Genomic DNA, 20101 nt, shown 5'->3' with positions numbered 1-20101 from the left:
CGTCGTGGGCGGCATCTCATTCCCCCCGTGAGATGCCGCCCATTCCTTTGGGAGCGCTCCCTGCCGTGCCGGGTTCCGCCGGAGGCGTCGCCTGCACCGTGGGCGGATGAGTGGTCTTATTCACAGGCGCTGAGCCGACCCGCGCCTCACGCCTTTCCCACACGACGGCCGCGCATAGCGTCGCGTCCATGCCTGATTCCTTCGTCATCCAGCCCAGGGGAGTTCGTTCGGCTGCGCCCGAAGGGGAAGCCCCGCCCGAGACCCGTCGCCTGGATCCGGCGTTCGGGCCGCTTCTCACCCACCTCGACGATGCCGTCACCGATGTGTTCGTGAACGGGGCGAGCGGGCTGTTCGTCGACCGCGGGAGTGGAGCAGAGCCCGCACCGGGGTGGAGGGCTTCGGAGCGGGAGGTCCGCGACCTCGCCGTCGCACTGGTCGGTCTCGGGGGACGCCATATCGACGACCAGGCGCCCTGCGTCGACGTCCGTCTCGATTCCGGCGTCCGGGTTCATGCGGTCCTCGCACCGGTGTCGACCACCGGAACCGCCCTCTCGATACGCATTCCCCGCGTACGTGTCGCGGATCTCGACGCGCTCGCCGCTCTCGGTGCCTTCGATGCGCGCCAGCATGCCTGGCTGCTCGGGCTGGTGGCCGAGCGGGCGAACATCCTCATCACCGGGGGAACCGGAACGGGCAAGACGACGCTGCTGTCGGCGCTGCTGTCGGAGGTGTCGTCGACGGAGCGCATCGTCACGATCGAAGACGTCGCCGAGCTGCGTCCGCGTCACCCGCATCACGTCGCCCTCGAAGCGCGGCAGTCGAACCTCGAGGGCGCGGGCGGCATCTCTCTGGCGCGACTGGTGCGCGAGTCGCTGCGGATGCGTCCCGATCGGCTGGTGGTCGGGGAGTGCCGCGGTGAAGAGGTCCGGGAGCTGCTCACCGCCCTCAACACCGGTCACGACGGGGGTGCGGGCACTCTGCACGCGAGCGGGCTCCGCGACGTCCCCGCGCGGCTCGAAGCCCTCGGCGCCCTCGCCGGGATGGACGCGATCGCTCTCGCGCGGCAGGCGGTCAGCGCGTTCACGATCGTCCTCCACCTCGACCGCGCGCCCGGGGGCACCCGTCGCATCCGGCAGGCGGGGCGTCTCGTGATCGTCGGGGATCGTCTCGATGTCGAGGAAGTGCAGCCGTGGTGATGCGGTGGGGCCGTGTGGGGCGACGAGGGTCGACCGGCGCGACGGATGCCGCGACCTCGGTGCAGACGCTGGCCGTGCTGCTGCAGGCGGGGGCTGCGCCGGTCATCGCGTGGCGCCACCTGGCCGAGGCCGATGATCCGCAGGCGCGGGCTGTCGTCGACCGCCTCGATCGTGGCGTGCCGCTTCTCGAGGCCATCGAGGCTGAGGGCGGGGCGTGGATCGATCTCGCCGCCGCCTGGGAGATCGCGACGACGGTGGGGGCGCCGCTCGCCGAGGTTCTCCGCATGATCGCGGAGACGCTGCGAGACTCCGAGGCCGCGGCTGACGATGTGCGCATCGCACTCGCCGAACCCGCAGGAACCGCACGGCTGCTGCTGTGGATGCCGTTCGCCGGGGTGCTCCTCGGGTTCGCACTCGGGTTCGACACCATCGGAGTGATCTTCGGGAACGTGTTCGGCGCCGCCTGCGTCACCGTCGGCCTGCTCCTCGTCGCCGCGGCGCATCTGTGGACGACGCGCCTGCTGCGGCGGGCACGACCGGCGCCCGGCACCCCCGGGATGCACGCAGAGCTCGTCGCGGTCGCACTGTCGGGCGGGGCCTCGATCGATCGTGCGCATCAGCTGGTCTCGCAGGCGTCCCCCTCGGAGACCGGCGATGAACGCGTTCGCTCCGTGCTCGAGCTCTCTCGCGCCGCGGGGGTGCCGGCAGTCGAGCTGCTCCGGGCCTCCGCGGCCCAGGACCGACACGCCGCCAGAGTGCAGGGGCGGCTCCGTGCCGCGAAGCTCTCGACACGCCTGTTGTTCCCGCTCGGGGTCTGCACGCTGCCGGCTTTCCTCCTTCTCGGTGTGGCGCCGCTACTGCTCAGCGTCCTCGTATCCGCGCCGATGCCGCTGTGACGTTCCCGAACACCCGTACACCCCGATGCCCTGCATCCCACAGAAAGAAGGAACACGATGAAGAACATTCCCCTGCTGGATCGACGGCGCGCCGAGGCGTTGTTCGGCGACGACACCGGAGCCGCCACGGCCGAGTACGCGATCACGACGATGGCTGCTGTGGCTTTCGCAGGACTCCTCGTCGTCATCATGCGATCGGACGAAGTGCGTGGCATTCTCACCGATCTCGTGCGCCGGGCGCTGACGGTGTCGTGATGAAGATCACGAGACGATCCCGGAACGCCCGTGGCGTCGGCGAGGTGTCGCCGGCGCCGCGACACGCGGGCGACCGCGGATCCGTCTCGGCGGAGTTGGCCCTCGCTCTTCCCGCGGTGGTGCTGGTGTTCCTGCTCGGCGCGGGAGCTCTCGGCACGGCATCCCGCCAGGTGGCGCTGCAGGATGCCTCTGCCGACGCGGCGCGCCTGCTCGGACGCGGCGAAGAACAGGGCACCGCGAAACGCGTGGTGCAGTCCGCAGTCCCGGGAGCGAGGATGACATCCTCGCTCTCGGGCGACCTCGTCTGCGTCAGCGCGTCGCTCGACGTTTCCGTCGGATCGGTGCTCCGTCTGCCTCTTCGTGCCAGGAGTTGCGCGCTCGACGGGGGACTCTGATGGCAGGTTCGGCGCTCGCGGCGGGAGTTCTCGCCGTCGCGGCGACGCTGTCCCTCGGCCTCGCCGCTGTCGGCGGGGCTGCGGTGACAGCACAGCGGGCGGCGGGTGCCGCTGATGCCGCGGCGCTCGCCGTCGCGGACGCCGCGAGCGGTGCCGTGCCGACCGACGAGCAGCCCTGTGAACTCGGAGCGAGGGTCGCGCGGGCGTCGGATGCCGTGCTCACCGGCTGTGTCCTCAGGGGCTTCGTGGCGACCGTGGAGGTGCAGGCGGCGTACGCTGGACTCGCAGCCGTCTCCCGAGCCCGTGCCGGGCCACCCGAGGGATAGCGACGGCAGCGCGACCTCGCTCACTGTGAACGACCCCGCACAGTGGTGTGTATGGTGTGCTTCGAAGAAAGGACGCACCCTTGGCTGAAGGCAAGAAGCTCGTCATCGTCGAGTCCCCGACGAAGATGCGGTCTATTCAGGGATACCTCGGCGACGGCTACGAGGTGCTCAGCTCCGTCGGCCACATCCGCGACCTCGCTGACAAGAAGGACATCCCGGCTGCGGACAAGCAGGCCTACGGGAAGTACTCCATCGACATCGACAACGGATTCGACCCGTACTACGTCGTCTCCGATCGGAAGACCAAGACGGTCGCCGAACTCAAGCGCGCGCTGAAAAGCGCCGACGAACTCCTGCTCGCCACTGATGAGGACCGCGAGGGCGAGGCGATCGCCTGGCATCTGCTCGAGACCCTCAAGCCCAAGGTGCCCGTGAAGCGGATGGTGTTCCACGAGATCACCAAGGATGCGATCCAGGCCGCAGTCGGCAACACACGCGAACTCGACCACGACCTCGTCGATGCACAGGAGACCCGACGCATCCTCGACCGTCTGTACGGCTGGGACGTCTCGCCCGTGCTCTGGTACAAGGTGAAGACAGGCATCTCGGCCGGACGCGTGCAGTCCGCTGCGACCCGCCTGATCGTCGACCGGGAGCGCGAGCGCATGGCGTTCACCTCCGCCGAGTACTGGGACGTCGATGCGGCGGCTGCCGCGACCGGCACCTCGTTCAAGATCCGTCTGGTGCGCGTCGACGGGGGCCAGCTCGCTCGCGGTAGCGACTTCGATGACGACGGCAAGCTCAAGAAGGCCGTCGTCATCCTCGATGAGGCCGCAGCGTCTGCCCTGGCGAAGGCCATCGACGCCGTGGGCGCCGGCACCGTCACCAAGGTCGAGGCGAAGCCCGGCACCCGCAGCCCCTACGCTCCCTTCACGACATCCACGATGCAGCAGGAAGCCGGGCGCAAGCTCTCGATGGGCGCGAAGCAGGCGATGGGTGTCGCCCAGCGCCTGTACGAGAAGGGCTACATCACTTATATGCGTACCGACTCCACGTCGCTGAGCACCCAGGCGGTGCAGGCGGCGCGGAGCCAGGCGGTGGCCCTCTACGGCGACGCCGCGGTACCGCTGAAGCCCCGGGTGTACAAGTCCAAGAGCAAGAACGCGCAGGAGGCCCACGAGGCCATCCGTCCGTCCGGTGACAACTTCCGCACGCCGGCCTCGCTGTCGTCGGAACTCGACCGCGACGAGCAGCGCCTCTACGACCTCATCTGGAAGCGCACCGTCGCCAGCCAGATGGCCGACGCCAAGTACGAGACCACCACGGTCACGATCGCCGTCGATGCTGCGGGCAAGAAGGCCGAGTTCACGGCCTCCGGGACCGTGTACACCTTCAAGGGCTTCCTGGAGGCCTACGAAGAGGGTCGCGATGAGAAGCGCGGCGACGCGGACGCCGCGGAGAACCAGTCGCTCCCCGCTGTCGCGGTCGGCGATCAGCTCGCGGTGTCGGATGCGGAGGCCAAGGGGCACCGCACCACCCCGAAGCCGCGATACACCGAGGCTTCGCTCGTGAAGGTGCTCGAGGAGAAGGGCATCGGTCGCCCCTCGACGTTCGCCTCGATCCCCGAGACGATCCTCGATCGTGGGTACGCGGTCAAACGTGGGCAGGCCCTCGTGCCGACCTGGCTCGCGTTCAGTGTCGTGCGCCTGCTCGAAGAGCACTTCGCCGAACTCGTCGACTACGACTTCACGGCTGCGCTCGAAGACGACCTCGACACGATCGCCCGCGGCGAGCAGAACCGGGTCGAGTGGCTCAAGTCCTTCTACTTCGGATCCGACAACCACGTGGGTCTGCGCCAGGTCGTCGACAACCTCGGTGAGATCGACGCTCGTGCACTGAACTCCACGCGCATCACCGACACGGCCACGCTTCGCTTCGGCAAGTACGGCCCGTATCTCGAGGTGGCCGACCCCGCGAACCCCGAGGCCAAGCCGCGCATCGTCAACGTGCCGGAAGACCTCGCACCCGACGAGCTGACCGCTGAGAAGGCTCAGGAGCTCATCGACGCTCCCGTCGCCGGCGACCGCGTGCTGGGGGAGAACCCCGAGAACGGCAAGATCATCGTGGTGAAGGACGGCCGGTTCGGGCCGTACGTGCAGGAGAACGACCCCGTGTCGGAAGACGCGGCGGTCGACGAGACCACGGGCGAGGTCGTCGAGGCTCCGAAGCCGAAGCGCGGTGCGAAGAAAGAGGCTGCCCCGAAGCCCCGCACTGCATCGCTCTTCCGTTCGATGTCGGTCGACGAGATCGATCTCGACACCGCGCTGAAGCTGCTCAGCCTTCCCCGCATCGTGGGCGTCGACCCGGAATCCGGCGACGAGATCACGGCGCAGAACGGCAGGTTCGGGCCGTACCTGAAGAAGGGCACCGACTCGCGTTCGCTCGAGTCCGAGTCGCAGATCTTCGACGTGACGCTCGAACAGGCACTCGAGATCTACGCGCAGCCGAAGTACGGCGCCGGCCGTCGGGCCTCCAGCGCGCTCGCCGAATTCGAGGCCGACCCTGTCAGCGGGAAGCCGATCCGCATCCGCGACGGCCGTTTCGGCGCGTATGTGACCGATGGCGAGACGAACGTGACGATCCCGCGCGGTCAGACCGTCGACGACATCACCTTCGAGGTTGCGGTCCAGATGCTCGCCGACAAGCGTGCCAAGGGCCCGGCTCCCAAGCGCGGGGCGGCCAAGAAGGCTCCTGCCAAGAAGCCTGCAGCCAAGAAGACCGCCGCCAAGAAGGCCCCTGCGAAGAAGCCGGCAGCGAAGAAGACCACCGCTGCCGTGTCCGCCGCTCGTTCGGCGGCGGCCAAGAAGGCCGCGGCGACGCGTGCGGCCAATGCGGCAGCGAAGGCGGCGGAGAAGGCGGACTCGTGACCTCAGGGCACGGGGTGTGGATCACGTTCGAGGGCGGCGACGGCTCGGGGAAGACCACGCAGTCGAATCTGCTCGCCGAGTGGCTCGAAGGCGCCGGACGCACGGTGGTCCGCACGCGTGAACCCGGGGGTTCCGAGGTGGGACAGCTGATCCGAGACATCGTGCTGCACCATCGGGGCGACATCGCGCCCCGAGCGGAGGCACTGCTGTACGCCGCGGATCGGGCTCACCATGTCGCCACCGTCGTGCGACCGGCGCTCGAGCGGGGCGACATCGTGCTGCAGGACCGCTACCTCGATTCGTCCGTGGCGTATCAGGGTGCCGGCCGCGTGCTCGACGCGGCCGAGGTCCGAGACCTGTCGCTCTGGGCGGCGGAAGGCGCGCTTCCGGACCTCACGATCCTGCTCGACCTCGACCCTGCGGCGGCGCGCACCCGTCTGGACTCCGCCGACAAGCCCTTCGACCGGCTCGAAGCCGAGAAGGCGGAGTTCCACGAACGCGTGCGCGACGCCTTCCTCGCACTCGCGGAGGAAGAAGAGGAGCGGTTCCTCGTCGTCGATGCCTCCTCCGCGCCGGAGATCATCGCGGAACGGATCCGTGCGGGAGTCGACGCCCTTCTCGACTGAGCCGACCTGGCCGGTCGGCTCGACCACGATCTCGTGCGGTGGGCGTCGGTGGTCGCGATTAGGCTGAGTGCATGCCCCAGACCGTTCCCGCCCCTTTTCCCTGGGCGGATGTGTGGGGGCAGGACGCCGCCGTCGACACTCTCCGCGCCGCGGCATCCGATCCGTCCGCGCTCTCGCACGCCTGGTTGATCACGGGCCCGCCGGGGTCCGGGCGCTCCACCCTCGCGTACGCGTTCGCCGCGGCGTTGATCGCCGACCGACCTGACGATGAGAATGCGATGCGGCAGGTGCTCGCCGGTACTCACCCCGACGTCACGGCACTGCGTACCGACAAGGTCATCATCACGATCGCCGAAGCGCGCGGTCTGGTCGAACGCTCGTACTTCGCGCCCTCTGCGGGGCGCTATCGGGTCATCGTGGTCGAAGACGCCGACCGCATGGTCGAGCGCACCTCCAACGTGCTCCTGAAGGCGCTCGAAGAGCCGCCGGAACAGACGGTGTGGATCCTGTGCGCGCCGAGCGAGGCCGATCTGCTCCCCACGATCCGATCGCGCGTGCGGTCGTTGCGGTTGCGGGAACCCGATGTCGCCGATGTCGCCCGGCTCATCGGTCTTCGCACGGGCGTCGATGCGGGCGTCGCAGAGCAGGCGGCACGGCACGCCCAGCGCCACATCGGCATGGCTCAGCGACTGGCCACCGACGATGCGGCTCGGCGTCGGCGAGACGAGACTCTCCGCTCCGTCCTCGGCGTCAGGGGAGTCGGCGATGCCGTCGAGGTCGCCGGGCGCATCATCCAGGCGGCGACGGAGGATGCGAAGGCGCTCACGGCCGAACGCGACGCTCAGGAGCGCGCTTCGCTGCTGCGTACCATCGGCATCGCCGAGGGGCAGGCGGTGCCGCCGGCGCTGCGCACGCAGCTCTCCGCGCTCGAAGACGATCAGAAGAAGCGGGCCACCCGGAGCCTCCGCGACGGGATCGACCGTGTTCTCACCGATCTGCAGTCGTTGTTCCGCGATGTCGTGATGGTGCAGTTCGGACAGGGCGACGACCTCATCAACAGCGAGTTGCGCACCGAGCTGTCCGACCTCGCTTCCGCCTGGTCCGAGACCCGTACTCTTGTCGTACTTGACCACCTTGCCGAGACGCGGCAGTCGTTGGAGCGCAATGTCGCTCCTCTGCTCGCCCTGGAAAGCTTGCTCGTGACGATCACGAGCGGGAGGAAACCGTGAACAATCGATCGACTTCCCGCTGGCGTCGAGCCGCCGCGATCATCGCAGGGCTCGCAGCCGCATCCGTCGCACTCTCGGGGTGCCTGTACGCGATGATTCCCGAACAGTCCTCGCGGCCGGCGACGTCCAGCGAACCCGACACCGAGGGCGTCGCGGAGGATCTGCTGCCCTTCTACTCGCAGGATCTCACCTGGACCGAGTGCGGCGTCGGCTTCGACTGCACCGACGTGACGGCCCCTCTCGACTGGGAGGACCCGGGCAAGGGTGAGATCACCCTCTCGGTGGTCCGGCACCGTGCCGAGGGCACTCCCGTCGGTTCGCTGCTGACGAATCCGGGCGGCCCCGGAGCCAGCGGCGTCGACCTGATCCTCAACAGCCTCGACTTCGCGGTCGGAGCCGACCTCATCGAGAACTTCGATGTGATCGGCTTCGATCCGCGCGGAGTCGGTGACTCGACCGCGGTGAAGTGCTACGACGCCCCGCAGATGGACGACTACCTCTATGGCATTCCCTCCGCTGCCCGTGGGACGGCCGAGTGGGAGGCCGAGCTGCTCGACTCCCACAAGGCCTTCGCCGAGGCGTGTGATGCGAACAGCAACGGCATCCTGCCCTACATCACGACCGTCAACGCGGCCCGGGACATGGATCTGATCCGGGCGGTGCTGGGCGACAAGCAGCTGAACTACCTCGGCTACTCGTACGGCACGTTCCTCGGTGCGACCTACGCGAAGCTGTACCCCGAGAAGGCAGGCCGCCTGGTGCTCGACGGCGCCATCGATCCGGCCGTCCCCGGGCTCGAGGTCGGGGCGACCCAGGCGCTCGGATTCGAATCCGCGTTGCGCGCCTACATGCAGGACTGCCTCGACTCGGGGGAATGCCCGTTCAACGGCACCGTGGACGAGGCGATGGCCGATCTGGGCGCACTGCTGGCGAGCGTCGACAGCACGCCTCTGAAAAGCGGAGACGGCCGCATGCTGGGCGCCGACTCGCTGATGACGGCCATCATCGCCGCGCTCTACTCGCAGGACAGCTGGGGCTACCTCACGCAGGCGCTCGACGAGGCTCTTCAGGGTGACCCGACCTCGGCACTGTTCCTGGCCGACTTCTACAACGGCCGAGAGAACGGCACCTACACCGACAACTCCGCCGAGGCGTTCCGTGCCTACAACTGCATGGACTACCCGGTGGAAGACGACCCGGCCGCGGAAGCGGCGACGAACGCGAAGATCGCCGAGGGCGCCCCGACGATCGCGCCGTACTGGACGGGCCCCGACTCCTGCGCGGTCTGGCCCTACCCGCCCACGGGCACGCGGGGTGAGATCAAGGCCGAAGGCGCCGGTCCCATCCTCGTGATCGGCACCACGAACGACCCGGCCACCCCCTATGAGTGGTCGGAGTCGCTCGCGAAGCAGCTCGAAGAAGGCATCCTCATCACGCGCGTCGGCGAGGGCCACACCGGCTACAACAAGGGCAACGCCTGCGTCGATGATGCGGTCGAGGCGTTCCTGCTCGACGACGTCGTGCCGGAAGACGGTCTCCGCTGCGAGTGATCGCGGCCTCGATTCGCGAGTGAGCGCGAGACAGGGTAATATCGGTGATCGCGCCGCTCACGCGTCGCACGCCGCTTTAGCTCAGTCGGCAGAGCATTTCACTCGTAATGAAAAGGTCGTCAGTTCGATTCTGACAAGCGGCTCCGAAGGCCCCGTGATGCGAAGAACATCACGGGGCCTTTCCCGTTCCGCACCGCGTACCCTCGAAGCATGAGCAGAGCGCTTCTCATCGTCGATGTGCAGAACGACTTCACCGAAGACGGCGCCCTCGCCGTCGCGGGGGGCGATGCGGTGGCCGCAGCCGTCACGGCATTCCTCGCCGCCCACACGGGCGACTACGCGGTGGTCATCGCCTCGAGGGATTGGCACGATGCCGACGGCGACAACGGCGGACACTTCGCCGACGCGCCCGACTACGTCGACTCCTGGCCTGTGCATTGCGTCGCGGGGACCACGGGGGCGGCGTACGACCCGCTGCTCGCGACCGATCCCGTGACGCACCACGTCCTCAAAGGGCAGGGGAGGCCGGCGTACTCGATGTTCGAGGGGCAGACAGAGGCCGGGGAGACGGTCGGCGCCATCCTGACCGCAGCAGGTGTGCTCAGCGCCGACGTGGTGGGCCTCGCGACAGATCACTGCGTCAGGGCGAGCGCCCTCGACGCCATCGCGCACGGCGTGCGGGTCCGCATCCTCACCGACCTCGTCGCCGGTGTCGCCGCGGAGACCAGTGATGCCGCACTCGCCGAACTCGTCCACGCGGGGGCGGAGCTGGTCGAGAGCGCCGACGCGTGAGCCGCAGCGTCCTGCTCCTGCGGGCGGTCAACGTCAGCGGCCGCAACAGGGTGCCGATGGCGCGCCTCCGCGAGCTGCTCACGGCAGAGACCGAGCTGAACGACGTCTCCACCTACATCGCGAGCGGCAACATCATCTGCGAAACACCGGAGCATCCGGCTGCCACGTGTGCGGCCGTCCGCATGGCCATCCACGATGAGTTCGGCGTCGACACTCCGGTCATCCACCGCACTCATGCGCAGCTGGTCTCTTCGGAATCCGCCCAGCCGTTTCCCGAAGGCGACGTGAAGTCCGTGCACGCGATGTTCCTGGAGGGTGCGCCCTCGGGCGACGCGATCGAGGCGTTGCAGCAGCGTCTCCGCGACACCGAGCGGATCGCGCTGATCGGCGACGACCTGTGGATCGATTACGGTGCGGGCGGCGTGCACTCCACGAAGCTCACCAAGACGGTGCTCGATCGCGCGCTCGGAGTGGCTGGAACGGCGCGTAACCTGCGGACGACGCGCACGCTCATCGAACTGACGGCGTGACGCCGCCCAGTTCGCCGCTCAGCGCTGCCGGAGGCGTCTGCGAATGCGCCTGCACGTCGACCCGGCGCGTGTCACAGGCGGTGCACCGCACGTAGAGCACGACGCCCTCGCTCGTCGGATGCCGTGACTCCACCAGCCAGGCGTGCTCGTGCGCCTCGGCGGCGGGGCGGATGCGGGGGACGGGAAGGGTGTTCAGCGAGGTCATGCTTCCAGCGTGATGTAATGGTCTTATGCATCTCAACCCTTACGGCGAGTACGCGGTGCTGCTCGCCGCGTCGCTGGCCAACGACTGGCCGGAGACCCGCGCAGGGATCGAGGAGCGCACCCTGGAGCTCGGGATGACGCAGACGTTCCCGCCCGCCGCCGACGACCACGAGAAGGTCAGAGCCGTCATCGACGACTGGCTGGCGATCGTGGATGAACCCGACCCCGACGCGCGGGCGGTGCTGCTCAACGCACAACTCGCCGCCGCAGCCGCCTATCCGAGATTGACGAACCACGACGGCGAGGGGTGGCACCTGCACTACCGCGACGACGTCCCGTCCCTGCCCTACGTGCTCCGGGCGATCATCAGCCTCGGCACGTCGCTGCACCTTGTCACCCGGGGAATGAGCCGGCTCGGCCGATGCCAGGCCACGCCGTGCACGAACGTCGTCGCGGACGTGACCCGCAACGGCCGCCAGCGCTTCTGCTCCGTGCGCTGTGCGAACCGTGCGGCCGTGCGTCGGCACCGTGCGCGAGCCTGAGAGGCACTGTGCGCGAGCCTGAGCCTGACCGTCAGACGGTCTGTCCGGCGTGCTTCCCTTCGCCGATCTCCTCGACGAGCTTCGCGTTGAAAGCCGGCAGGTCGTCGGGAGTGCGGCTGGAGACCAGGCCCTCATCGACCACCACCTCCTCATCCACCCACGTCGCTCCGGCGTTGCGCAGATCGGTGGTCAGGCTCGGATAGCTGGTGAGCGTGCGTCCGTCGACGACACCGGCTTCGATCAGGATCCACGCACCGTGGCAGATCACGCCTACCGGCTTGTGCTGCTCGAAGAATGCTCGTGCCAGGTCGATCGAAGCCTTGTCCATGCGCAAGTGATCGGCGTTGGCAACGCCGCCGGGGAGTACCAGCGCGTCGAAATCGTCCGCACTGGTCTCGGTTGCGCGCAGATCGACGGCTTGCTCATGGCCGTTCTTGCCGGTGATGGCAGCGCCGTCCGGAGCGATCAGGGTCGCGCTCGCGCCTTCTGCCGTCACGGCATCCCAGGGACTCGTGAGCTCACTGTCTTCGAATCCGTCTGTCGCGAGGAATGCCACGCGGCTGCCGCTGAGAGTCATCGTCCGTCCTTTCCTGGAGAGTCGTCCGCCGTTCGGGGACGACTCGACGATCTCCCGGATCGGGGGACGATGGAAGGGGGTGGCCGAGGTGATGAGCCGGTGATAAGGGGGAACGGTCTTCCACGGAGCGCTCGTCACAGGTGCGCGAGTCCCGGCAGTACGATCCAGATATGCGCGTCCGTCCTGCACTCGTCCTCCTCCCGGTACTCATCCTGCTCGCGGGGTGTGCCCCCGAGCCGGCGTCGAGCCCTTCGCCCTCCGCATCGAGGACCTCTTCACCCACGCCCACCCCGACCCCCTCGGCGATCGAGACCACGGAACCGCCGGCGACGGGAACGGAGTTCACCACGACTGCGCTCGTCGATCTCTGCACCGAGAGGACCCGAGCTCTCGCACCGGATGCCACGTATTTCGGAGACATGGCGACCACCGAATGGCTCGCGTCGTCGTCGCTCTGGTTCGTGGTCATCCCCAAGTCGCTCGACGGTGCGGACAGCGTCGCGGTGTGCGGCATCGGGGGAAGCCAGGAAACGCCGGTCTTCGCTCTCGAAGGGGAGTCGCTGCCGGACGGTGTGGCCGACATCCGAGCGGAGCTGTTGTCGGGCGCGCCCGGCGGCGAGTCCTGAGACAGTCGCCGAGCGGCGACCTGCGGTGGGCCCCGTGGGGCTCGAACCCACGACCCGCGGATTAAAAGTCCGATGCTCTGCCAACTGAGCTAGAGGCCCCTCATCAAAGTCTAGTGCGCACGACGAGGGGCCGTCGGCGACACAGCACCGCCGACGGCCCCTTTTCCCTCTCGGGATCCTCCCCCTGCTTCCGAGAGGGCGCGTGCCGGGTGTCCTCCCACCCGGCGATCCCTGGCTCAGGAAGCCGGGGGCATCAGAACCGTGTCGATGAGGTACACGGTCGCGTTCGCGGTCTTGACTCCACCGCAGATCACCTTGGCGTCGTTGACCATCAGGTCGTCACCGCTGCCCGTGACCTCGAGCTCGGCGCCCTGCACGGTCTTGTGCATGCCGTCGATGTCGGCCGGGTCGATCTGGCCGGGAACCACGTGGTACGTCAGGATCGAGCTCAGCGTGGCGCTGTCGGTCTTGAGTGCCTCGATGGTGGCCGGGTCGATCTTCGCGAACGCGTCGTCCACCGGTGCGAAGACCGTGAACTCGCTGCCGTTCAGGGTGTCTACGAGGTCGACGTCGGGGTTGAGCTGTCCGCTCACCGCCGAGACCAGCGTGGTCAGCAGCGGGTTGTTCGAGGCCGCGACCGCGACCGGGTCCTGCGACATTCCCTCGACGGAACCCGCGCCGTCCGGCACAGCGTCGGCGTACGCCGCGCAGCCGGGGCCGACCAGGTTGGCTGCCGGGTCCATCTCCATCGGCGTCGACTCCGACGTCTCCGGTGCCTTCGGCTCGGAAGACGAGTCCGAGGTGCTGCCGCTGCCCATGGAACAGGCGGAGAGCAGGAACGCGCTCGCCAGGCCGAGGGTGATTGCCGCGGTGACCTTCTTCTTGGTGCTGAACATGTCGAGCTCCTTCAGAAAACTGAGCCACGGCCTCTCCGTGGCGTCGAGTGCTGTTCGGAGCCCGTTCGGGATCGGATGGGAAGAATCTCAGAAATCTTGGAAACAGCTCCGACGACGGCGCCGGAGCGCACGATTCGCGAGGTCGATTCCTTCACATTCGGGTGACGTCTGCACGTGATCGGGGAGGAGATGCGGCATGCTTATGGGGATGGTCATCGATGGGTTCGACGTTCCCGAGGACGGAGCGACGCAGGATGCTGTCGCCGACCTCCTCGTCCGCGTCGCCTCCGGTGATCAGGCTGCCTTCGCCACGCTCTATGACACGCTGTCCTCCCGCGTGTTCGGCCTCATCCTCCGCGTCCTTATCAATCGCGCGCAGAGCGAAGAGGTGCTCCAGGAGGTTTTTCTCGAGATCTGGCAATCCGCTTCCCGCTTCGCTCCGAACAGAGGTCAGGGACGAGCGTGGGTCATGACGATCGCTCATCGCCGGGCCGTCGACCGAGTGCGGGCATCGCAATCGAGCGCGGACCGGGACGTACGAGCAGGATTCAAGGACATCGGCGTCGCGCACGACAGTGTCGCGGAGCAGGTCGAATTGGGGATCGAGGGAGGGAAGGTCGTCGAGGCGCTTTCGGGGCTTCCGGAAGCTCAGCGCGAAGCACTCGTCCTCGCGTATTACGGCGGTTACAGTCAGAACGAGATCGCGGCCCTCGTGGGGGCGCCGCTGGGGACAATCAAGACACGGATGCGAGACGGTCTCAGCCGTCTGCGTACGGCGATGGGGGTGACGGCATGAACGAGAAGGACTTCGAGGAACTCGCGGCAGGTGCCGCGCTGCACTCGCTCTCCGCTGACGACGAGCGTCGATACCGTTCAGCCCTCGCGGAGCACCCGGAATGGGAGGACACGGTGGATGCGGATATCGCGACGGCCGCGTCGCTCGCAGACCGTGTCGAGCCCGTCGCCGCTCCCGCACACATCCGATCCGCGCTGCTCGCGCAGATCGCGGACATGCCCCAGAACGGTGGATCGCGGACCGACACCGACGTCTCGTCATCGCACGAGGAACGTCCCGCAGTCGTCGACGTGTCCCACACCGAGCCTCAGCCCGAGCCGAAGAAGCAGCGTCGCTGGACCCGCACCGTCTTCGCCCTGGCGGCGTGCCTCGCCGTGCTGGTGGGCGTCGGCATCGGCGCGGTCGCCCTCAATCAGCAGCTGAACCCGCCCGCGAGTGTCATCGCGCTGCAGGAGATCGAAGCAGCCGACGACGCCCAGCAGGCGACGGTGACGCTCGACGACGGAGGAAGCGCGACAGCGCACTGGTCGGCTTCCACCGGCAAGGCCGTGCTCGTGGCCGATGGTCTCCCGAGTGCGGGTGAAGGCCAGACGTATGAGCTGTGGTTCGTGCGCGGTGACGCTCCCGTCTCCGCCGGAGTGTTCGATGTGGACGGTGGTGACGCGACCGCCCTCCTCGCCGGTGATATGCAGGCGGGGGACGCGATCGCGGTGACCGTGGAGCAGGCCGGCGGATCTCCGTCGGGCCAGCCGACGACCGATCCGGTGATCGTCATCCCCACGGCGTGAGCCGCACTGATCGCGCGTACCCTGGAGGGATGCCCGAGCAGTATCATCGCCCCGTGCGCCGCCCGACGAGCGCCTTCGACAACATCGTCGGCGCACACGACCCCGCCGAGGAGACGCGTATCGCGCATGCCACGGCATCCGCTCTGCTGACCCGCGTCCGCGCCGACGAGAGCGGAGCGAGCGCCGAAAGACTCGTCGCCTTCACCGCCGAACACGGAATCGACGAGATCGCGGAGCTGTGGTCGAAAGCACCCTCACGGACTCTCCCCGGCGCCCTGTGGCGCCTCTACGTGCTGCAGCTCGCGATCCACGGCGACCCGCAGACCGCGGCCCTCCTATACGACCGCGGGCGCGTCGAATTGCCGTCGGCGGATGCGGCGATCGCCGGTGCGCCGGTGCCGGCGAGTCCGGACGAGCTGGTCGCTCTGATCGACACGATCCTGCGGGGGGCATTCCGTGGCGACTTCGCCGTGGCGCTCGACCGCGCCGCGGCCTTCTGCCGAGTGCAGGCCTCCGGGGCGACGCACACGGCTGACGACTACGAACCGACCGAGCCCGCACGATCCAGCGAACTGACCACGCGAGCGCTGCGACTGAGCAGTTACGGACAGGATCTGGCCGCATCCGCCGTGCTGTGGCGGATGGATGCGCTCGCCTGACGAGCATCGGGTGGCCCGATGGGAAGGCGATCCGGATGAGCGAAACCGCTCCGGGCAAGAAAAGACCGGGCCGCAAGAACGCCTCTCGGCGGAAGGCCGCTCGCAGCGGCAAAAATTGGAGCCCGGGGTTATGCGGCCCGGCCACTCCATTGTAACGCGACGCGGCGGACGGTATTCCCGCCCTCTAGGCTCGGATCATGACCGGGCGCTTCGCACTCATGATCGATCCCGTCGCCGCCGACGAACAGCGCAGCGACTTCTCCGAGACCTTCACGCAGGTGGACGCCGCCGCCCCCGCGCTCAGTGTGGGGGAGCTGAGCACACAGCGCGGTGACGGGGTGTTCGAGTCGATCGGCGTGGTCGACGGGCACGCGCAGGAGGTCATCCCGCACCTGGAACGCCTCGCCCACTCGGCACGGCTGTGCGACCTTCCGGTCCCGAATCTCATGCAATGGCGGCAGGCGGTCGATCAGGCGGCTGCACAGCTCGGAGCGGGCGAGTCCGTCATCAAGCTCATCCTCAGCCGCGGAGTCGAGCACGGGCCCACCCCGACGGCATGGGTGACCGCGGCCCCGGCCTCCGACTTCTCCGCCGTGCGAGAGCATGGTGTGCGCGTCGTGACGCTCGACCGCGGGTACGACCTGGGCGCAGCGGAGCGGGCTCCGTGGCTGCTGCTGGGAGCGAAGACGCTGTCGTACGCCGTGAACATGGCGGCCCTGCGCGAGGCGCACCGGCGTGGTGCGGACGATGCGATCTTCCTCTCGAGCGACGGCTTCGTGCTGGAGGCTCCGACGGCTTCTCTGATCCTCCGCTTCGGCGACCGTTTCGTGACCCCGGCTCCGACGGGTGGCATCCTGCACGGTACGACGCAGCTCAGTGTGTACGAGCACCTCGCCGCCCAGGGTTTCGACGTCGGGTACGACCGCATCCCGGCAACCGACCTTCCGCAAGCGGACGCCGCGTGGCTCGTGTCGAGCGTGCGCCTCGCCGCGGCGATCACCGCCGTCGACGACGTCTCCCTTCCGGTCGACCGCACGCTCACGGCCGCGCTGAACCGCTACCTGCTCTCGCCGCGCGACTGATCCCACCCGTCCACCCCTTCCACTCCCGCCCGCCTGCCCTCCCGCCTGCCAAAACGCCAACCTGCCCGCCCGCCTGCCAAAACGGAGGGCACCCGTCGGCGGCACGGCGCGTCTGGCCGCGACACGCTCCGGCTCTCGCTCCTGATCTCCGTTTTGGCGAGTGCCGACCAGGGCTGAGGCTGGCGAGTGCAGACGAGGGCGAGGGTTCGCGGAGTCATCACACCGGCGCGAGGTGAGCCCCGCGTGCGACAGCGCCGCGGATCGCGGCCTCGACGAGAGGCCAGTCGTCGACGATCAGCTCATACGTGAATCGCAGAGTCGTGTATCCGGCGGCCGCAGCAGCTGCGTCACGCCGCAGATCTTTGCTCCGCTCCTTCTCCCTGGCATGGTTCTCACGGCCATCGGCCTCGACGATCAGGAAGTCGCCGATGACGATGTCGACCTCCCCGACACCGGAGACGGGCACCTGGGTCCTGACCGCGATCCCGATCCGGTGCAGCCGAAGCCGGATGAGTGACTCGAGTCCGCTGTCGGCATCTGCACGAGCGAACGCGACGAGCCACCGCATCGACGTCGGAAGATGGCGGCGAAGCCAGTTCAGCCCCGCGGGGGAGAGCAGTGATCGACGCAAGGCCGATTCGAGCGCGGCGAAGAACGTGTCCTCGCCACAGCACCCCGCGATCTGAAGGAGCGCATTCGGGACAGGGGCAGCCTCGCCGACGCGCGCACGACCCTCATCCCAGTGCAGCACGCAGGCGTCGCATGTCGATCGTGGAGTTCCCGCGGCTCCCATCCAGATGTGATTCGACGAAGGAAGACGGAGCACCCAGAGACCCTGCTCCGCTGCAGCTTGCGCACAGCCGATCGTGCCGCCGTGAGACGCCGCATGCACCCAGGCCTCCGTGGCGTCGGGGAGCGCATAGACGCCCTGGCGTGGTCGCAGCACTTCGCCGGAACGCACCGCACGCGAGAGCTCGTCGCGGCTCACTCCCCGTCGTCGAAGCTCCGACGTCCGTGCCATCCGCCCGAGCGCACTCAGCACAGGAGCGGCGCGCACGAAGGACATCGCCTGATACTGCCCTGAGCGCGCCGTCGGTCGAGGCCGAAACCGTACGAGCTATGGACAACACGCGGCACCCCGCGACCGTGCAGGAGAAGTGCGCCTCGTTCGGGGAGGCCAAGACCCAGACCACCGAACGACCGGACGGCGTGTCAACAGGTGACACGCCGTCGGCGACTCAAGTGATCTGGGTTTTGGCGAAGAAGCAGCAGGGGTGCAGCAGCAGGGACCCAGCGCTCAACCGAAGCGGCCGGAGACGTAGTCCTCGGTGGCCTGCACCGACGGTGTCGTGAAGATCGAGGTCGTGTCGTCGTATTCGATCAGCTTTCCGGGCTTGCCGGTGCCCGCGATGTTGAAGAACGCGGTCTTGTCCGACACGCGGCTCGCCTGCTGCATGTTGTGCGTCACGATCACGATCGTGAACTCGTTCTTCAGCTCGCCGATCAGCTCCTCGATCGCGTACGTCGAGATGGGGTCGAGAGCCGAGCAGGGCTCGTCCATCAGCAGCACCTGCGGCGAGACGGCGATCGCACGGGCGATGCACAGACGCTGCTGCTGACCGCCGGAGAGGCCGGAACCGGGCTTGTCGAGGCGGTCCTTGACCTCGTTCCACAGATTCGCACCGGTGAGCGACTTCTCGACCAGGGCATCCTGATCGCTCTTCGACATGCGGCTGTTGTTGAGCTTCACGCCGGCGAGGACGTTCTCCTTGATCGACATCGTGGGGAACGGATTCGGACGCTGGAAGACCATGCCCACCTGGCGGCGGACGAGCACCGGGTCGATGCCGGGGCCGTAGAGGTCCTTGCCGTCGAGCAGCACCTCGCCCTCGACGCGGGCGCCGGGGATGACCTCGTGCATGCGGTTGAGGGTGCGCAGGAAGGTGGACTTGCCGCAGCCGGAGGGGCCGATGAACGCGGTGACGCTGCGCGGCTGGATGTCGAGGGAGACGCCCTCCACGGCGAGGAAGTCGCCGTAGTAGACGTTCAGGTCGTTGACTTCAATGCTCTTGGACACTGCAGTTCCTTGCTTGTCGAGTCGAGGCTCAGCGGCCGGTCTTGGGTGCGAAGATCTTCGCGACGAGGCGCGCGATCAGGTTGAGCAGCATGACGATGATGATGAGCGTCAGGGCTGCGGCCCAGGCCCGCTCCACGTATGCCTCAGCGGGGATGCCCTGGTACGCGTACTGCGAGTACGTGAACACCGGGAGCGTCTGCATGCGTCCGCTGAACAGGTTGTAGTTCATCGCGTCGGTGAAGCCGGCCGTCAGCAGCAGGGGCGCGGTCTCTCCGATCACGCGCGAGATGGCGAGCATGACACCCGTGGTGATGCCGGCGATCGAGGTCGGGAGGACCACCTTGACGATCGTGAGCCATTTCGGCACCCCGAGCGCGTACGACGCTTCGCGCAGCTCGTTCGGCACCAGTCGCAGCATCTCCTCGGTGGAGCGCACGACGACGGGGATCATGAGCACGGCCAACGCGACCGAGCCCGCGATGCCCATGCGCACGCCGGGTCCGAAGATCAGCGCGAAGACGGCGTAGGCGAACAGACCGGCGACGATCGACGGGATTCCCGTCATGACATCGACGAGGAAGGTGATGATGCGGGCCATCCGGCCGCCCTTGCCGTATTCGACGAGGTAGACGGCCGTCATCAGACCGATCGGGATCGAGATGATCGCGGCGGCGAGGGTGACCAGGAGCGTGCCGATGATGGCGTGCAGGGCGCCGCCGCCTTCACCGAGCACTCCCCGCATCGATGACGAGAAGAACAGTCCGTCGAAACGGGCGACGCCGTTGGCGACCACGGTGATCGCGACGGACACCAGCGGCACCATCGCGATGGCGAACGCCGAGGTCACGATTCCGGTGATCAGGCGGTCCAGCGCCTTCCTGGAGCCTTCGATGATGCGCGACATCACGTAGATGAGCACCAGGTAGATGACCGCGCCGAGAACGACGGAGCCGGCGATGTTGAGGTCGGATCCGCTGGCGAGGGCCTCGAGAGCGAAGGGCGTGAAGCCGATGAGGAGGGAGAGGGCGAGGAGCGCCCACGGCGACCAGCGGGGGAGGTGTCCCGAGCTGAGCGACAGCTGGGTGGGGGCCGCGCTCGCCGTGCGAGACGATTCAGGGGCGGTAACGGTCAT

General features: G+C 68.1%; 23 protein-coding genes and 2 tRNA genes. 18 read left to right on the top strand and 7 right to left on the bottom strand.

What is annotated here, in order from left to right; all coding sequences use genetic code 11:
* The first annotated feature begins 188 nt into the window (after positions 1–188).
* The 12 genes from MST3598_RS13485 to MST3598_RS13430 all read left to right on the top strand — a co-directional run bounded on the left by MST3598_RS13485 (position 189) and on the right by MST3598_RS13430 (position 10722).
* Positions 189–1196, top strand: a complete 1008-nt coding sequence (locus MST3598_RS13485; RefSeq protein ID WP_029258709.1) for a TadA family conjugal transfer-associated ATPase — start codon at positions 189–191, stop codon at positions 1194–1196.
* The gene (locus MST3598_RS13480) at positions 1196–2092 is read left to right on the top strand and encodes a type II secretion system F family protein (RefSeq protein WP_029258708.1); all 897 of its coding nucleotides are present in this window, start codon (positions 1196–1198) and stop codon (positions 2090–2092) included. Before MST3598_RS13485 ends, MST3598_RS13480 begins: the two co-directional genes overlap by 1 nt.
* A 57-nt stretch (positions 2093–2149) precedes the next feature.
* Positions 2150–2347, top strand: coding sequence for a DUF4244 domain-containing protein (locus tag MST3598_RS13475; protein WP_021199122.1), 198 nt, complete (start codon positions 2150–2152; stop codon positions 2345–2347).
* Positions 2347–2742, top strand: coding sequence for a TadE family type IV pilus minor pilin (locus MST3598_RS13470; RefSeq protein WP_029258707.1), 396 nt, complete (start codon positions 2347–2349; stop codon positions 2740–2742). The genes MST3598_RS13475 and MST3598_RS13470 overlap by 1 nt, the downstream gene beginning before the upstream one ends.
* Positions 2742–3068 carry a hypothetical protein gene (locus tag MST3598_RS13465; RefSeq protein ID WP_021199120.1) on the top strand — a complete coding sequence of 109 codons (327 nt, stop codon included), beginning with the start codon at positions 2742–2744 and terminating at the stop codon, positions 3066–3068. Before MST3598_RS13470 ends, MST3598_RS13465 begins: the two co-directional genes overlap by 1 nt.
* Positions 3069–3148: 80 nt before the next feature.
* Positions 3149–5995: a type I DNA topoisomerase gene (gene topA / locus MST3598_RS13460; protein WP_029258706.1), complete on the top strand. Its 2847-nt coding sequence runs from the start codon at positions 3149–3151 to the stop codon at positions 5993–5995.
* Positions 5992–6621: a dTMP kinase gene (gene tmk / locus MST3598_RS13455; protein WP_029258705.1), complete on the top strand. Its 630-nt coding sequence runs from the start codon at positions 5992–5994 to the stop codon at positions 6619–6621. The genes topA and tmk overlap by 4 nt, the downstream gene beginning before the upstream one ends.
* Before the next feature lie 71 nt (positions 6622–6692).
* Positions 6693–7850 carry a DNA polymerase III subunit delta' gene (locus MST3598_RS13450; RefSeq protein WP_029258704.1) on the top strand — a complete coding sequence of 386 codons (1158 nt, stop codon included), beginning with the start codon at positions 6693–6695 and terminating at the stop codon, positions 7848–7850.
* A complete protein-coding gene (locus MST3598_RS13445) occupies positions 7847–9400 on the top strand; it encodes an alpha/beta hydrolase (RefSeq protein ID WP_029258703.1) in 1554 nt (517 codons plus the stop codon). Before MST3598_RS13450 ends, MST3598_RS13445 begins: the two co-directional genes overlap by 4 nt.
* A 70-nt stretch (positions 9401–9470) precedes the next feature.
* Positions 9471–9543, top strand: a tRNA-Thr gene (locus MST3598_RS13440).
* A gap of 67 nt (positions 9544–9610) precedes the next feature.
* Positions 9611–10192: an isochorismatase family protein gene (locus MST3598_RS13435; RefSeq protein WP_029258702.1), complete on the top strand. Its 582-nt coding sequence runs from the start codon at positions 9611–9613 to the stop codon at positions 10190–10192.
* Positions 10189–10722, top strand: a complete 534-nt coding sequence (locus MST3598_RS13430) for a DUF1697 domain-containing protein (protein WP_029258701.1) — start codon at positions 10189–10191, stop codon at positions 10720–10722. The genes MST3598_RS13435 and MST3598_RS13430 overlap by 4 nt, the downstream gene beginning before the upstream one ends.
* Here MST3598_RS13430 and MST3598_RS13425 read toward each other — a convergent pair.
* Positions 10703–10927, bottom strand: coding sequence for a hypothetical protein (locus MST3598_RS13425; RefSeq protein ID WP_021199113.1), 225 nt, complete (start codon positions 10925–10927; stop codon positions 10703–10705). The genes MST3598_RS13430 and MST3598_RS13425 overlap by 20 nt on opposite strands.
* Before the next feature lie 25 nt (positions 10928–10952).
* Here MST3598_RS13425 and MST3598_RS13420 point away from each other — a divergent pair, with 25 nt between their 5' ends.
* Positions 10953–11468 carry a CGNR zinc finger domain-containing protein gene (locus MST3598_RS13420; protein WP_029258700.1) on the top strand — a complete coding sequence of 172 codons (516 nt, stop codon included), beginning with the start codon at positions 10953–10955 and terminating at the stop codon, positions 11466–11468.
* A gap of 31 nt (positions 11469–11499) precedes the next feature.
* On the opposite strand, the gene MST3598_RS13415 is transcribed toward MST3598_RS13420, so the two are convergent.
* The gene (locus MST3598_RS13415; RefSeq protein ID WP_029258699.1) at positions 11500–12045 is read right to left on the bottom strand and encodes a type 1 glutamine amidotransferase domain-containing protein; all 546 of its coding nucleotides are present in this window, start codon (positions 12043–12045) and stop codon (positions 11500–11502) included.
* 170 nt (positions 12046–12215) lie between these two features.
* Here MST3598_RS13415 and MST3598_RS13410 point away from each other — a divergent pair, with 170 nt between their 5' ends.
* Positions 12216–12671, top strand: coding sequence for a hypothetical protein (locus MST3598_RS13410; protein ID WP_029258698.1), 456 nt, complete (start codon positions 12216–12218; stop codon positions 12669–12671).
* A gap of 26 nt (positions 12672–12697) precedes the next feature.
* On the opposite strand, the gene MST3598_RS13405 is transcribed toward MST3598_RS13410, so the two are convergent.
* Positions 12698–12770: transfer RNA gene (locus MST3598_RS13405), tRNA-Lys, on the bottom strand.
* 137 nt (positions 12771–12907) lie between these two features.
* Positions 12908–13567 (bottom strand): fasciclin domain-containing protein, encoded by a 660-nt coding sequence (locus tag MST3598_RS13400; RefSeq protein ID WP_021199109.1) that lies wholly within the window; start codon positions 13565–13567, stop codon positions 12908–12910.
* A gap of 196 nt (positions 13568–13763) precedes the next feature.
* On the opposite strand from MST3598_RS13400, the gene sigK reads away from it, so the two are divergent.
* From sigK to MST3598_RS13380, 4 genes are all read left to right on the top strand, one after another.
* Positions 13764–14363, top strand: coding sequence for an ECF RNA polymerase sigma factor SigK (sigK, locus tag MST3598_RS13395; RefSeq protein ID WP_029258697.1), 600 nt, complete (start codon positions 13764–13766; stop codon positions 14361–14363).
* The gene (locus MST3598_RS13390) at positions 14360–15151 is read left to right on the top strand and encodes an anti-sigma factor (RefSeq protein ID WP_029258696.1); all 792 of its coding nucleotides are present in this window, start codon (positions 14360–14362) and stop codon (positions 15149–15151) included. The genes sigK and MST3598_RS13390 overlap by 4 nt, the downstream gene beginning before the upstream one ends.
* Before the next feature lie 29 nt (positions 15152–15180).
* Positions 15181–15810 (top strand): hypothetical protein, encoded by a 630-nt coding sequence (locus MST3598_RS13385; protein WP_021199106.1) that lies wholly within the window; start codon positions 15181–15183, stop codon positions 15808–15810.
* Between the two features lie 197 nt (positions 15811–16007).
* Positions 16008–16892, top strand: coding sequence for an aminodeoxychorismate lyase (locus tag MST3598_RS13380; RefSeq protein WP_029258695.1), 885 nt, complete (start codon positions 16008–16010; stop codon positions 16890–16892).
* Between the two features lie 217 nt (positions 16893–17109).
* Here MST3598_RS13380 and MST3598_RS13375 read toward each other — a convergent pair whose 3' ends face one another.
* The 3 genes from MST3598_RS13375 to pstA all read right to left on the bottom strand — a co-directional run bounded on the left by MST3598_RS13375 (position 17110) and on the right by pstA (position 20101).
* A complete protein-coding gene (locus tag MST3598_RS13375; protein WP_051668076.1) occupies positions 17110–17958 on the bottom strand; it encodes a type IV toxin-antitoxin system AbiEi family antitoxin domain-containing protein in 849 nt (282 codons plus the stop codon).
* Positions 17959–18189: 231 nt separating this feature from the next.
* Positions 18190–18969 (bottom strand): phosphate ABC transporter ATP-binding protein PstB, encoded by a 780-nt coding sequence (gene pstB, locus MST3598_RS13370; RefSeq protein WP_017828973.1) that lies wholly within the window; start codon positions 18967–18969, stop codon positions 18190–18192.
* A gap of 28 nt (positions 18970–18997) precedes the next feature.
* The gene (gene pstA, locus MST3598_RS13365; protein WP_029258693.1) at positions 18998–20101 is read right to left on the bottom strand and encodes a phosphate ABC transporter permease PstA; all 1104 of its coding nucleotides are present in this window, start codon (positions 20099–20101) and stop codon (positions 18998–19000) included.

The organism is Microbacterium sp. TPU 3598, assembly GCF_002356155.1.
In the GTDB taxonomy this organism is placed as follows: domain Bacteria; phylum Actinomycetota; class Actinomycetes; order Actinomycetales; family Microbacteriaceae; genus Microbacterium; species Microbacterium maritypicum_A.
The sequence above is the reverse complement of the archived record's forward strand: the minus strand, read 5'-3'. Positions and strand labels throughout refer to the sequence as shown.

Coding starts and splice junctions, on each gene's coding strand:
- MST3598_RS13480 (WP_029258708.1), top strand. CDS start 1,196: ATGCGGTGGGGCCGTGTGGGGCGACGAGGGTCGACCGGCGCGACGGAT.
- MST3598_RS13435 (WP_029258702.1), top strand. CDS start 9,611: ATGAGCAGAGCGCTTCTCATCGTCGATGTGCAGAACGACTTCACCGAA.
- MST3598_RS13420 (WP_029258700.1), top strand. CDS start 10,953: ATGCATCTCAACCCTTACGGCGAGTACGCGGTGCTGCTCGCCGCGTCG.
- MST3598_RS13385 (WP_021199106.1), top strand. CDS start 15,181: ATGCCCGAGCAGTATCATCGCCCCGTGCGCCGCCCGACGAGCGCCTTC.
- sigK (WP_029258697.1), top strand. CDS start 13,764: ATGCTTATGGGGATGGTCATCGATGGGTTCGACGTTCCCGAGGACGGA.
- MST3598_RS13415 (WP_029258699.1), bottom strand. CDS start 12,045: ATGACTCTCAGCGGCAGCCGCGTGGCATTCCTCGCGACAGACGGATTC.
- MST3598_RS13470 (WP_029258707.1), top strand. CDS start 2,347: ATGAAGATCACGAGACGATCCCGGAACGCCCGTGGCGTCGGCGAGGTG.
- MST3598_RS13465 (WP_021199120.1), top strand. CDS start 2,742: ATGGCAGGTTCGGCGCTCGCGGCGGGAGTTCTCGCCGTCGCGGCGACG.
- MST3598_RS13390 (WP_029258696.1), top strand. CDS start 14,360: ATGAACGAGAAGGACTTCGAGGAACTCGCGGCAGGTGCCGCGCTGCAC.
- MST3598_RS13450 (WP_029258704.1), top strand. CDS start 6,693: ATGCCCCAGACCGTTCCCGCCCCTTTTCCCTGGGCGGATGTGTGGGGG.
- MST3598_RS13375 (WP_051668076.1), bottom strand. CDS start 17,958: ATGTCCTTCGTGCGCGCCGCTCCTGTGCTGAGTGCGCTCGGGCGGATG.
- MST3598_RS13425 (WP_021199113.1), bottom strand. CDS start 10,927: ATGACCTCGCTGAACACCCTTCCCGTCCCCCGCATCCGCCCCGCCGCC.
- pstA (WP_029258693.1), bottom strand. CDS start 20,101: ATGACCGTTACCGCCCCTGAATCGTCTCGCACGGCGAGCGCGGCCCCC.
- MST3598_RS13410 (WP_029258698.1), top strand. CDS start 12,216: ATGCGCGTCCGTCCTGCACTCGTCCTCCTCCCGGTACTCATCCTGCTC.
- MST3598_RS13485 (WP_029258709.1), top strand. CDS start 189: ATGCCTGATTCCTTCGTCATCCAGCCCAGGGGAGTTCGTTCGGCTGCG.
- MST3598_RS13380 (WP_029258695.1), top strand. CDS start 16,008: ATGACCGGGCGCTTCGCACTCATGATCGATCCCGTCGCCGCCGACGAA.
- MST3598_RS13400 (WP_021199109.1), bottom strand. CDS start 13,567: ATGTTCAGCACCAAGAAGAAGGTCACCGCGGCAATCACCCTCGGCCTG.
- MST3598_RS13475 (WP_021199122.1), top strand. CDS start 2,150: ATGAAGAACATTCCCCTGCTGGATCGACGGCGCGCCGAGGCGTTGTTC.